Origin of the sequence: Methanosarcina flavescens, assembly GCF_001304615.2 — an archaeon.
In the GTDB taxonomy this organism is placed as follows: domain Archaea; phylum Halobacteriota; class Methanosarcinia; order Methanosarcinales; family Methanosarcinaceae; genus Methanosarcina; species Methanosarcina flavescens.
Window position 1 is genome coordinate 1,047,907 of sequence record NZ_CP032683.1, and the last position, 12,834, is coordinate 1,060,740.

The window sequence follows — 12,834 nt, forward strand, 5'->3', positions numbered from 1 at the left end:
AAGCTAATATAACCAAAAGTAAAATATGAGATTGATTTATCTTAGGAAAACCCAACCAAAATCCTAAAACAAAAACTTAATCAAATCCCTGATCAAAATCCCTAAACAATCCCTGATATAATCCTTGAATCAGATCCCTTGTTAAAACCCCGAACTAAAAATTCCTATTAAAATCCCTGAATTAAACCCTGATCAGAATCACTATATTAAATTCTTATCAGGATTACTAAAGCAAATCCTTGATCAGAATCCCTAAGCCATATACCTGATCAAAAACACCTAACCAAGATCCAAAAACCCAGAAGCTATGAAACCATGGACAGTCAAACCGCCAGTTTTTTGAGAAACCGCTTTCAGAACTATTACAAAAATGCCGAAATAGGTCTCCCAGACCATCTGCCTAACAGAGAATGGGCTTTCATTTTCTATGATGATATGCCTGGGAAGATGCACAGGCATAAGGCATTCGGCTCGCCTGGCGAAGCTCTTGACTATCTTTACGGCATGGCTCCTGCGCATGTTTACTACTCAACTGCGTATTACGAATATCCTGATGCCAGAAAGATGAATGAGAAGAACTGGCTCGGGGCAGAATTGATTTTTGACCTTGATGCCGACCACCTACCGAATGCCCCGAAAAACTATGTGGATATGCTTGAGCTTGTGAAAAAAGAAACTTTCAAGCTCATGGATTTTCTTCTTGACGATTTCGGTTTTTCGGAACAGGAAATCGAGTTGGTGTTTTCCGGCGGGAGAGGATATCACTTTCACGTGAAGCATCCAAAAGTAATCACTTTAGATAGTTCATCACGTAGGGAGATAATTAATTACATAAGTGGTAAGGATTTAAGAGAAAACTACGAATATTTAATTACAGAAGAAAAATTATTTGGGGATTTTGGGACTGGATCTAAAACATATAAAGGAAAAAAACAGGGAGTGACAATAAAAGTAATTAACGGATATGACTGTGGATGGGGGAAAAGAATTGCTGAGCACATAGTAGACTATTTAAAAAAGGAAGTTAGTAAAGAAAGTAAAAAAGATATGTTTAAAGATCTGCGCGAAAACTTAAAAAATGAAATACTAATAGGTCAAGAGACTATAAACAAATTAATAAAGATAGGAACGGATGAAAAAGCTCTTAATAGCATATTGAGTCGTGGTCGAGTTGATTTTGGATTCCTTAGAAATTCAGGAAAAATTTTTGAATACTTGGTAAGACAATCGGTTCAAAAATATGCCGTAGATTTTGGGGCCAGCGTCGATGAACCCGTGACTGCGGACATTAAACGGCTGATACGGGTGCCGGGTTCGCTGCATGGCGGGTCAGGGATGCTGGTTAAGAAACTTACTTTATCCGAATTAGAGAAGTTTGATCCGCTTAATGATGCCGTTATCTTTGGAGAAAGGCCGGTAAAGGTAACAGTTTCAAAGCCTCTTTCGGTGCAGTTAAAGGGCAGGGATTTAAGAATAGAGGAAGGCAAACAGGAAGTTCCTGAATATGCGGCAATTTATTTAATTTGCAGAGGTGTTGCGGAGTATGGATATAGAAGAAATCAGCCGAGTGTTATATAAAGAAGAAGAACAAAAATTAAAGGTAATTAAGGCTGATTTTTATCTGCAAGCTGAGAAATACATCAGAGAGCTTGAAGGAGAGATAAAAAGAATAGAGAATTCTCGTTCTCCGGAATCCAAGATGCTTCGTGATGAGTATGAGGGAGCTCTTTCTGCCCTTGAGACTATCTTTATGAAACGAATATGGAAAGTTATTGAAATGGCAACATTTCAGTCTCATGCGGATAAGCCTATCTCAAAGGATATTGAAAAACTGCTTCCTGCGGAAAAGAGACTTTATGATCTTGTATTGGAGGGAATCGATGCAGCAAAAACTGAACTTCTAGGTCCTATTCTGTACCCTGATTCCGATAATGTCGCAGTCTGGCCTGAAATCAGAGTGGAAAGGCAGATCTCTGCCAGCTTAAGTGGGGAAGCGGAGGCACAAATGGGAACTCCTGTTATCGTAGCCGCAGGAGAAATCAGAGCAGAGCCGGACAAAAACAATATAAATGAGGAATACGTTGTTGTGCGAATACTGAAGGATCTGCCTACCTTCACAGGTGCAGACGGCCGAAACTACACGGTCAGTGCCGAAGAAGTCGTTGTTTTGCCGCAGCTCAATGCTACAGGGCTGATAAAGCGAAACGCAGCCAAACTGATTGCCGCACAGGAAAGTTCCGGAAAAGATTCATTCCCCGGAAAAAATTAATTTCCTGAGATTTACAGCTTATTTTAAGCCTGGAAAAATGGATGGCAGCCAGTTTTAAAGTGCTGAAGGCTTTCACTTGAAGCAGGAAAGCCAGATAATAGTATGAGTATTTATATGTGTAGCTATATTTGTGTAGCATCTGTGTAGCTTAACCGTTATATACAGAATTTTCACTCAAGCCTTTCTCAAAAGGCTTGGTAGCATACTCTGATCTCATCCTCGATAGAAGAATGCCAATCATGATATCGAGACAGAAAGAGGTCTGAGAAACTTCAAGTTCATCAAATCAAAGGCTTCCCAAATAAGACCTTCCCAGGATCAAAACGCCATACGCAAACGCCATGCGTATATCCAATGTAAATTCAATTAGATATATTGTCTTCCCGCAAAGGTCGGAGAAGGCAAACTTCAGTACCAATAATCATTAAAAGGTGTAAAGAATGAAGATTCCAAAGCGAATGAGAACTTACTGCCCGTCCTGTAAGACTCATCAGGAAATTGTTGTTGAAAGGGTCAAAAAGGGACAGCAATCACCCATGACCCATATTGCAAGACAGAAGAGAAGACAGGAAGGTATAGGCAACAGTGGTAAATTCTCCAAGGTACCTGGTGGCGATAAGCCCACAAAGCGGATCTGGTTAAGGTACCGCTGTACAGTATGTAAAAAAGCCTTTCAGCCACCTGCTTTCAGGGCAAAGAAATTCGAGTTTAAGGAGTAAGATAAAATGGTAGACTATATCCAGAGACCAAAGAGCAGGTTCCTGCGCGTAAAGTGCAACGATTGCGAAAACGAACAGGTCATATTTGGAAGTGCAAGCCGTAAAATCACCTGCATCGTCTGTGGAAGAACCCTTGCTGAACCGACCGGTGGCAAATCGACCATTACCACTCATATCCTGGAAGTGCTTGAATAACCGGAAAGGTAAAAGCATTTTATCAGACTAGAATAAAAATAAATAAAATAAAAAATAAAAGAAGTGGTGCGAATGGGAAACGATAACTGGCCCGAAGTCGGAGAGTTCGTTGTCTGTACTGTGAAGAATGTGACGGATTTCGGAGCCTATGTCGAGCTTGAGGAGTTCGGAGGAAGGGAAGGTTTCATCCATATCTCCGAAATTAAAGCAGGCTGGGTCAAGTACGTCAGGGACTACGTAAGGGAAGGGCAGAAGATAGTCTGCAAGGTTCTTAACGTGGACCCTTCCCGCGGCCACATAGACCTTTCACTGAAAGATGTTAACGAGCACCAGCGGCGCGCTAAGATCCAGGAATGGAAAAATGAGCAAAAAGCCGCCAAATGGCTCCAGTTCGTGGCTGAAGAGACGAAAACCGATGAGAATAGCGTGAAAGCTCTGCACGAAAAACTCGTAGAGGAGTTTGGAAGTGCATACTCGGCCTTTGAAGAAGCTGCTATTGAAGGAGAGAAAGCTTTCAAAGGAATGAAAATCAATAAGAAATATTTAAAGAGCATAGTCAAAATAGCAGGGGAAAATATCAAACTGCCTTTTGTCGACATCGCAGGCTATGTGGATCTGACCTGTAACCTTCCAAACGGCATAGAAGTCATAAGGCAGGCTCTCAATGCTGCAAATTCTATCAGTGACGTTGATGGAAAAGATGTCAGGCTCGAAATAAGTTACATAGGGGCTCCGAGATATAGGATTAAAGTAATTGCCCCAGATTACAAGAAAGCTGAATCAGTCCTTAAAAAATCCGCCCAGACAGCAGTGGATACCATTGCCAAGCTTGGCGGGCATGGGACTTTCAAGCGGCACATCGAATCAGCAAAGGCGTGATATCCTTTGGGACAAAAGATCCGCAAATGCAAAAATTGCGGCAGGTACACTTTAAGGGAAATTTGTCCGGTTTGTGGGGGAATAACTTTCCCCGCACATCCAGCTCGCTTTTCTCCTCAGGACCCTTACGGTAAGTACCGCAGAATGGCAAAGAAAGGATAAGGAATTGTTATGCAGCGAAGTACACTTGTCCGCCTGAAAGAAAATCTTGAGCTCAAAAAACCCATACTTGTAGTTGGACTTCCAGGAGTAGGACTCGTAGGCAAACTAGTGGCAGAGCATCTTGTAGACGAACTTAGGGCCGAAAAAATTATGGAGGTTTATTCTCCACATTTTCCACCTCAGGTTTTGGTCAATAAAGATTGTACGGTCCGCCCGGTAAGCAACGCTATATACCTCGGAAAAGCGAAAGAGAATGATGTGCTTTTCCTTGTAGGAGACCATCAGAGCACAACCTCACAGGGGCATTATGAGCTATGTTCTCTCTACCTTGACATTGCAGAAGAACTTGGAGTGTTAAGGATTTATACGCTCGGAGGATATCCGACTGGCAAACTGACCTATGAGGAAACCGTCCTTGGGGTCGCTAACAATATAAACTTGATTGAAGAAATCAAAGCATATGGAGTAGAATTCAGGGAATCCGAACCCAGCGGAGGAATAGTTGGAGCCTCAGGCCTGCTTGTAGCTTTCAGCAGGATGCGGGGTATTGATGCTGCCTGCCTCATGGGCATGACTCCAGGATATTTGATGGATCCTAAAAGCGCTCAGTCCCTTCTGAAAGTAATCTGCAAATTGTTCGGAATTGAGGTAAATACTGAATCCCTTGAGAAGAAAGCTGAAGAGATGGAAAACATCCTTGAAAAGCTGAAGGAAAAAGAAGAGCAGCAAACCATCCAGGAAATCAAACCGTCCGAAGAAGACCTGCGCTATATAGGGTAAAAACGCATTGGACAAAACGAGCGCCACAATCAGGACTTCCGGAAAAGGTAAGTAAATGAAAGTCAATACAGACCTCCATCTCCATTCAAAGTACTCCATGGCAACTTCCAGGAAAATGGAATTGCCGACAATTGCCAGGGAGGCTTCAAAAAAAGGTATAGAATTGATCGGTACTGCCGATTGCACTCATCCGAAGTGGCTCGAGGAGATCAAAAAGGTCGCTGTTTCGGATGAAGAAATCCATATAGATGAGATTTATTTTATTCCTACCACGGAAATAGAAGACAGTAAACGCGTACACCATCTTCTTATTTTACCTTCAATTTCGAAAGCTGAAGAGCTGGCTGAACGCATTGCTCCTTATGGTAACATTGAAGCTGATGGACGCCCGAATGTCGGGCTGGATGGCAATGAGATTGCCGAAATTGCAAAAGACATAGGAGCGCTTATCGGCCCCTGTCACGCTTTTACACCCTGGACTGCACTTTACGGCTATCATGATAGCCTGAAAAGCTGCTACGGGGATATGACGGATTATATTTCTTTTCTTGAGCTCGGCCTGAGTGCGGACAGCGATTATGCCGATCGGATAGAGGAACTGCACTGCCTGACCTTTCTTTCAAATTCCGATGCACATTCTCCTTCTACCAATAAACTGGCAAGGGAATTCACGCAGTTTGATGTGCCTGAACTTACTTTTGACGGCTTGAAAAAAGCCATTCTCAGGAAAGAGGGGTATAGAGCCACCCTGAATGTTGGGTTCTTTCCCGAGGAGGGAAAATATAGCAGGTCAGCCTGCATCAAGTGTTTTACCCAGTACGCACTGCCCGAAGCAGTTGAGAATAAATGGCGCTGCCCGATTTGTGAAGGCGTCATAAAGAAAGGGGTTTTCGACCGAATAAATGAACTTGCAGACTTTAAAGAGCCGAAGCACCCTGACCACCGTCCCCCTTACCTTCATCTCATCCCTCTTGCTGAAATTATCCAGATGGCGCTCGGGCATGCAAGCGTTCAGACAAAAGGCGTCCAGACTGCCTGGAATAAGCTTATAGAACGCTTTGGAAACGAAGTCAATGCCCTTATCTACTCCAAACCGGACGAACTGAAAATCGTAGGAAATGACCGGATAGTAAATGCAATCCTGGCTTTCAGGAAAGGTAATGTGATAATCCATCCCGGCGGTGGAGGTCAGTACGGCTGGCTTGAGCTGCCTGAAAACCTGAAAAAGGAAGAAACCCGCAATGGACAGCTTTCACTTGCAGACCTTGAGAAGCTAAATCCCGAAAACGAAAGCAAGACCGCAAAGAAGAAGGGTAAAAAGCCCAGGAAAGAAACTGCCGAAACCGGGAAAGAACCGGAAGACGCAAGCCAGAGCTCACTTTTCGATTTTTAAGGAATTACTTTTAGACATTTAAGATACAGATCCTGCTGATGACAAAATATATATGAAGGAAAGTATATTCACTAACCCTGCATCTTAAAAGCGATGCACCAAAAAGCACAGGGTAGCTCCCGAAAATTTTTTCACTTTAAACAAAATGCCCAGGTAGTCTAGCGGTAAGGCGACGGTCTCGAAAACCGTTTCTCCTTCGGGAGAGCGCAGGTTCGAATCTTGCCCTGGGCGCTTCTCTTTATATTTCGGCATGTGAAGCATTTTTCCTGCCGATAGCTATTTAAAATAGAAAAGATATTTGAGTTTCTTGTTAAGGGGCTGTGGCCTAGTCCGGCATGGCGATGGGCTCCAGCGGATAAATGATGAACAACGGGTCTACCGAGTCTTTCCCGACGGGGCAGGACAATGAGGAACCGTTGGAGCACTGATAGATGCTCACCAGAAAACTGTATAAGCAGTTGTTCGGAGATACCCGTCGATCGTGAGTTCGAATCTCACCAGCCCCACCTTTTTTTAATTTAATTCTGCTCCTCATTGCTACTCTTTTAACATTTCATTCTGCGCTTACTTTTTTAACTTCTTCATTCCATGATTTTCTTTTACTCCGTCGTTTTTCTCTTAATATTTGCCACTATGTACAAAATTTTTTAGTGCCTTAATATCAAGTTCGGTAGATATACAAATCTAATTTTATAACACTTCGAAGTATAGAGAGTTTTAAGAGGTAATACTTTCATGTAACTCCCCCAATGATTAATAACCTGAAAATCCAATCTTCTTCTACCTGCTCAAGCCTGTTCAATACAAGCGAGGTTCTCACTTTGAAGCGCGAAAAAGAAGAAATAGCTGTCCTTGTCAGAGCCACCCCTGAGAAAAGCAAAAAGGATGGGGAGGGACATGCCGTAGGAGTGATCGGCATCAATAGACAGGGAGAATTGCTTAGGCTCTATCCTCTGGGGTTCAGGTATGGGGAAGGATTGGTTGATTTCAGGAAAAATGATCTGCTTGAGGTCACGGTTACAAAACCTGAGCACGACATCAGGTGGGAGAGCAAGAAAGTCCTTAGCCACACGAACCTCGAGAAGCCTCTTAAAGAGAGGGAAATAAAAGAGCTTGTCCTGCCGCTCGTAACGTCTATAGAAAGGCTGAATATTGGGGGAGCGAGCCTTGGAATAGTAAAGCCTGAAATCGCGAATATCGAGATAAATGTGAACAGCACCGAAGCTTATGACCGACAGCAGTATTTCAATCTCATGGGAGATTTTCTGGAAAAAGGGGAGAAAACTGCCAGAATGCCGGTTGAAATCAGATTTTTCTTCAGATGTAAGGGAGAAGAAGCTTGCCGGGGACATAAAATAATCCTGCTCGACTGGGAATTCAATGATACCGTCCGGAACATTATAAGGGAAGTGCACGAACCGGCTGCCATTGAGAGGAAAATAAAAGATCATTTCTCCGACCTCATCAAAGAAAAGGAACTCTACTTTATCATGGGAACACATTTTACGTATGGAACCTGGATAATAACAGGGCTTTTCTGCCCGGAGAAGAATGGAAAGATCCAGAGTAACCTATCCGGGTATTAAGAGTGTACTGGGAGAGGAGAATGGCTTAAAACACTCTAAAAAGAAAGGGTTTAAAAGAAAAAGAAAACTTATCGTAATTCGATCATAATCGGATTATAAAAATTTTCATCCATCAAGTTCTTTTTCTAAAAAGGCTTCCAGCCTGTCCATACCTTCTTTTATATTCTCAATGCTGTTAGCATAGGAGAAACGCAGATAGCCTTCTGCCCCGTTTCCGAAATCGATTCCGGGGGTAACTGCAACGCCAGCTTCGTTGAGGATACGACGGCTTAATTCAAGAGAATCGCTGCCGTACTTGCGGGCGTCGGCAAGGACGTAAAAAGCTCCCATAGGCTCTTTGCGGACTTCAAGCCCCATTCCTATGAGCCTTTTCAGCATATACTGGCGGCGCGTATTGTAAGTCTGCACCATCTCAGCAACGTGTTCCTGTGGACCCTTCAGGGCTGCAATTGCTGCCTCCTGGACAAAGGAGTTGGCGCAGATGAAAAAGTTCTGGTGGATTTTCTGGATTGCACGGACACACTCGGGAGGACAGATAATATACCCGAGCCTCCAGCCGGTCATTGCATAGAGTTTGGAAAAGCCGTTCAGGACAAAAGCGTTTTTTGTGTATTCCAGAATTGTGTGGTCGTCTCCGTCATAGATCAGGCCCTGATAGATCTCGTCCGAAACAATAGGGATACCTTTCTCATCCGCAATCTCGGCAAGCCCCTGCAAGCTTTCTGGAGACATGACGTGCCCGCTAGGGTTTGAAGGGCTGTTGATCAGGATTGCCTTAGTGTTTAGGCTCAGGCACTGCCTTACGGTTTCCGGTTCGAGGGCAAACCCATTTTTCTCGTTCGTATAGACAAAAACAGGGGTTCCACCAAGATATTTAACAAAATTCGGATAACAGGCATAATAAGGATTTGACATTATCACTTCATCCATTTTCTCAAGCAGAGCCATAAAAACCATCAAGAGAGCAGGACTCGTGCCCGAAGTTACAATAACCTGATCCGGGCTCAGGTCAACTCCGAACTTCCGGTGATAGGACTCAACTATTGCCTCTCTGAGCGAAAGAAGTCCCTGGCTGTGAGTGTATTTTGTAGATCCCCGGTAAATAGCAGCACAGGCAGCCTCACATATGTGTGGAGCCGTAGGAAAATCAGGCTCTCCGACCTCAAGGTGGATTATGTGTCTTCCCTTAGTTTCCAGAGCCTGGGCACTTTCCAGCACTTCCATAACATAGAAAGGAGGGATATCTTCAGATTTTTTTGATAGAATGCATTCTGAGTTTATCGAAAACATAAAAGACCTTCTGAAAATCAATTATCGTGAAAGTGACTGAAGTAAATGCAAATAAGCCGCTGAAGCTATATCTGAAACTGCGTATGCTTTCAAGATTTAAATATTCTATGGAAAAAAACCGGATCAGAATTGAGGGAACAAAAAGAAAAAGGTTAATCTCTTAGATAGCACAGTGAAAAAAAGTTAAATCCTGCAAAAACCGAGTGATAAATTAATTGCTTATGTGAAACCGATTTCATAAAGTAGCTTAACTTCTAGGCATGATTTTCTCGAGAACTTCTGTATCCGGGCTATCCCAGCCCTGACTCTCAAGCATTTTTGTAAATTCCCGCTGAAAATCCTGGAACTTTTTGACATTCTCGGGGATAATATTAAGGAAGTCATAGTCCCCATATGCCCCCGTAAAGAAAGAAGAAACGGTTTCCTCAAACTTTTCCTCGATTCTCTGCGGGTACCAAAACCCGTTCTGTGAGAGCAAAACAAGGTTAGGATCAGGAACAGGCACCTCGCCCGAGTAGGTATAAAGCCCTATGAAAATCTCTTCTCCAGATTTCGCAAGAACCAGTTTTTTCTCAACCCCGGGTTTCTGGAGTTTAAGGAACCACTCACTCTTTAAAAGATCCGCAACTTCATTGAGAACCCCGTGGGTTCTGAGTATCTTCTCTGCAAATTGCTGGATCTCCAGGATAAAAGTTTTGCGCTGTTCCTCGGGCATATCGAGGCAGGTTATACAACTCTCACCTTCTCGAATGCTAGCATACGGAACTCCCTCATCCTCTGGTTTCTTCGGTTCTTCAGTGTTTCCTTCAGCCTTTCTTTCGTATTTCTCTCCCAAACCCTGCTGTCGCATCTCATTCTCAGGATATTCTACCATCATTTCGTATCCCCTATGTATATAGGTAGAAGTACTCATAAATATTAGCTACTGCAAACCCGTGAACTTTCTCACAATCCTTTTTTACTGGTAAAAGGAGGTTCAGTGAACAAAATTACCTGAAGCGTTCAGCTCTTCTTAAGAGATTTTGAGGAGAACGGTCCACCTCATCGCAGATAATCCTGTGACGAACCGAGCCTGGAAGAATGGAGCAGGTCTGATTATCCGTGCTCCGAAGCCCCCAGGTTTCGTCTGTCAGCAGGAAGTAGGAATTCTCAAGCCTGACACCTTTTGCTTCCAGCGAAGAGAGAACCAGTGGATCGGACAGGTCTTTTCTTATTTCTCCTGCTACTTTTACCTGAGCGCCAGGACCTCCTTTTCTTATAAGATAAAGCCGGTCATCTGAAAGAATTTTGTCAATCGTACGGATTATCAATCTGTAGCAGGTTTTTTTATTCGTAGATTTTTCTTCGACTTTCTCGAGATAAAGAATATTGCGCTGATTTTGGGCAATATCGGATAGGATATCCTCTCTCCGAGAAAAAGACTCAACCTCACAGGTTGGAACGTTCAGGAAAAACACTGGAAATTTTTTAGACAAACTGTCTGCGATTGCCTGATTTACTTTTTCGCGTGGAATATACTCAAAATTAATATTGAGACCGGGTAGTTTCTTTTCAATTTCCTGCTTTTCCCTCTGGAAAACTTTTACGGCTTCAGTAGAATCATTATAAATGGTAACATCCTGGTCGCCCTTGGAAAAAATTCGGGTCAGGGTTACAGCGAAGTTAAGGGCTGCAAGTTCACAGTCAAGATTATTTTGAGGGGAATCAGGAATCTTTGTTGTAGACTGGTGAATCTGCTCTCCGTCCCGGATCACCGTACAGCCAATGTAAGAATCCTCACCCTCATTAAAGGAAGAGTCGCAGTAAACTTCAAACATGCTTGTTTTCACCTAAAATAAATATATTCTCTAGCACATACTGAAATTAGTTGTAAACAAAATTATTTAAGTAAATAGTTGACGTTTACACATTTATGAATAAATTATTTTTTGATCTCAGATTTTAAATTATAAGAATATCGGCTCTGTAGAAATCCTTAATTTAATCCATAATAATTGTATTACTTTTTTGTTTATATTATAGACTATTAGTTTAACTTTTACTTCTTTTACTTGATTTCTAACCTTTCTTGCTCTTAATGTTTCTCCAAATTTTCTTTTTACAACAGATATTATTGTCTCTACTATATTCCTTCTATTGTATTTGATCTTATCAAAGTCTTTGTTTAATTGTTTTCTATATTTTCCGTTTATTCTCTTTCTTTTTCTTTCTCTCAAAGGTACTATTGAATCTGCTTTTATCTCTTCTCTTATTAGAGTATGAATTTCTTCGGAATCATATCCTTTATCCATCACATAACATCGAGACTTTCTTGACCTGTTTGATTGTCTTATCAGAGTCTTTGCATGCTTGACATCATGATCTGTTTTTTGGCTAATTTTCCATCCTAATATTACTTTTTTAATAGTGTCTACTGATATTGAAGTTTTAAGGAAGCTCCTTCGGAGCTTCCCTGTTCTCTTAGAATAAGAAAGATATTGTAAGACTAAATAAGGATTCTTTAAATAAATATCACGGTGAAAAAACTGATTTCTTATTGCCAAAATAAAGCCCAAGAAAATATAATGGACTCCTTTTTGTTCATTAATGTCACCTAAAGAATACATGCCAGTTTCTAAAATTGGCTTATTAGGAGAAAAAACACAATTAATCAAATCAGATCCATCAAGATCAAATCTACCTGTAACATCTTTAATTTCAGCCAAGATCGCCATTATACCATTTCTTACAGTATCAATCATAATGTTACTAACGAAAGTATCCCTACATCTTTCGACCAAGATGGGATGAAATTTATAGATATCAAACAAAAGTTCTAAAGCTTCTTTTGGCAAATCGGGACAAGAAATATCTGTAGAAAGTTCGCATAAAGCATTCTCAATTAGATTGTTAAAATCACCTTCAAATTTTTCTGACTCGTTGATAAAATGATTCCATTCGTCAATATCTTCCTCACTTAAAAATTGAATGTTCTCTTCCGTTACCATCCTACCTGTTTTGACATAAGCGTAAATTATGTGAGAAGATATTTCAGCATCCCTCATTATTTCAACCATTCGAGAAAAATGCTCGTACTCAGACTCTTTCTCAAATTCAGGAAAAAATCTAGAATCTAATATATGAGTCCTTTCGAACTGACGCTTTAATAATTCAGATGCATTTTCACTAAGAGGAATCACCTTCCCATTAGGAGAAGGAAAAAGTTTTGATCTTGGTTTACTCCTTCTCGTCTCTTTTGTGTTCATTTTATAGTTCGAGACCATTAATAAAGTAATAGCAAGTGAGTAAAATGTTTAAAATGTTAGTGGAATTACAATCCAGCCATAGTTATAGAATGAGTCAAAAAATCAAATTTTGTGCGGTTGCCTCACCTGAAAGGATGGAGTATGCTTTGAATCAGCTACCCAGTTATTAGAGAAGAGTATACAGTACACTCAAATAATGCTTCCTTAATTTAAGTGATCGAAGCTTTGATTTCGGTTTGCTATCAAACTCCTAATAACATAACAAAGAACGGTAATTTAAATATTTAAATCGAAAACAAAAATAGTAAGGGGGAGT

The 12,834-nt window shown here is 41.4% G+C and carries 13 protein-coding genes and 2 tRNA genes; 11 read left to right on the plus strand and 4 right to left on the minus strand.

Annotated features, from left to right (window positions below):
• The first annotated feature begins 315 nt into the window (after window positions 1-315).
• The 11 genes from priS to AOB57_RS04780 all read left to right on the plus strand — a co-directional run bounded on the left by priS (window position 316) and on the right by AOB57_RS04780 (window position 7,983).
• A complete protein-coding gene (gene priS, locus AOB57_RS04730) occupies window positions 316-1,578 on the plus strand; it encodes a DNA primase catalytic subunit PriS (protein WP_054298256.1) in 1,263 nt (420 codons plus the stop codon).
• Entirely contained in the window at window positions 1,544-2,269 is a 726-nt protein-coding gene (locus tag AOB57_RS04735; protein ID WP_054298255.1) for a DNA replication complex subunit Gins51, read from the plus strand. The genes priS and AOB57_RS04735 overlap by 35 nt, the downstream gene beginning before the upstream one ends.
• Window positions 2,270-2,709: 440 nt before the next feature.
• Window positions 2,710-2,988: a 50S ribosomal protein L44e gene (locus AOB57_RS04740; protein ID WP_054298254.1), complete on the plus strand. Its 279-nt coding sequence runs from the start codon at window positions 2,710-2,712 to the stop codon at window positions 2,986-2,988.
• A 6-nt stretch (window positions 2,989-2,994) separates the two neighbouring features.
• A complete protein-coding gene (locus AOB57_RS04745; RefSeq protein ID WP_048168571.1) occupies window positions 2,995-3,183 on the plus strand; it encodes a 30S ribosomal protein S27e in 189 nt (62 codons plus the stop codon).
• Between the two features lie 72 nt (window positions 3,184-3,255).
• Window positions 3,256-4,062 carry a translation initiation factor IF-2 subunit alpha gene (locus AOB57_RS04750; RefSeq protein ID WP_054298253.1) on the plus strand — a complete coding sequence of 269 codons (807 nt, stop codon included), beginning with the start codon at window positions 3,256-3,258 and terminating at the stop codon, window positions 4,060-4,062.
• A 6-nt stretch (window positions 4,063-4,068) separates the two neighbouring features.
• Complete coding sequence (locus AOB57_RS04755; RefSeq protein ID WP_082384119.1) at window positions 4,069-4,224, plus strand: RNA-protein complex protein Nop10; 156 nt, start codon at window positions 4,069-4,071, stop codon at window positions 4,222-4,224.
• 9 nt (window positions 4,225-4,233) lie between these two features.
• Entirely contained in the window at window positions 4,234-5,004 is a 771-nt protein-coding gene (locus AOB57_RS04760; RefSeq protein WP_054298252.1) for a proteasome assembly chaperone family protein, read from the plus strand.
• 55 nt (window positions 5,005-5,059) lie between these two features.
• A complete protein-coding gene (locus AOB57_RS04765) occupies window positions 5,060-6,397 on the plus strand; it encodes a TIGR00375 family protein (protein WP_054298251.1) in 1,338 nt (445 codons plus the stop codon).
• Window positions 6,398-6,544: 147 nt separating this feature from the next.
• Window positions 6,545-6,628 (plus strand) — tRNA-Ser (locus AOB57_RS04770).
• A gap of 83 nt (window positions 6,629-6,711) precedes the next feature.
• Window positions 6,712-6,903 (plus strand) — tRNA-Trp (locus AOB57_RS04775).
• A gap of 315 nt (window positions 6,904-7,218) precedes the next feature.
• Window positions 7,219-7,983: a hypothetical protein gene (locus AOB57_RS04780; protein WP_054298261.1), complete on the plus strand. Its 765-nt coding sequence runs from the start codon at window positions 7,219-7,221 to the stop codon at window positions 7,981-7,983.
• 105 nt (window positions 7,984-8,088) lie between these two features.
• Here AOB57_RS04780 and AOB57_RS04785 read toward each other — a convergent pair whose 3' ends face one another.
• The 4 genes from AOB57_RS04785 to AOB57_RS04800 all read right to left on the minus strand — a co-directional run bounded on the left by AOB57_RS04785 (window position 8,089) and on the right by AOB57_RS04800 (window position 12,329).
• Window positions 8,089-9,273, minus strand: a complete 1,185-nt coding sequence (locus AOB57_RS04785; protein WP_054298250.1) for a pyridoxal phosphate-dependent aminotransferase — start codon at window positions 9,271-9,273, stop codon at window positions 8,089-8,091.
• Window positions 9,274-9,520: 247 nt separating this feature from the next.
• Window positions 9,521-10,150 carry a hypothetical protein gene (locus tag AOB57_RS04790; RefSeq protein WP_167829545.1) on the minus strand — a complete coding sequence of 210 codons (630 nt, stop codon included), beginning with the start codon at window positions 10,148-10,150 and terminating at the stop codon, window positions 9,521-9,523.
• Window positions 10,151-10,262: 112 nt separating this feature from the next.
• The gene (locus tag AOB57_RS04795; RefSeq protein ID WP_054298249.1) at window positions 10,263-11,090 is read right to left on the minus strand and encodes a ribonuclease H family protein; all 828 of its coding nucleotides are present in this window, start codon (window positions 11,088-11,090) and stop codon (window positions 10,263-10,265) included.
• Window positions 11,091-11,219: 129 nt separating this feature from the next.
• Window positions 11,220-12,329 (minus strand): transposase, encoded by a 1,110-nt coding sequence (locus tag AOB57_RS04800; RefSeq protein WP_167829546.1) that lies wholly within the window; start codon window positions 12,327-12,329, stop codon window positions 11,220-11,222.
• Window positions 12,330-12,834 lie beyond the last annotated feature (505 nt).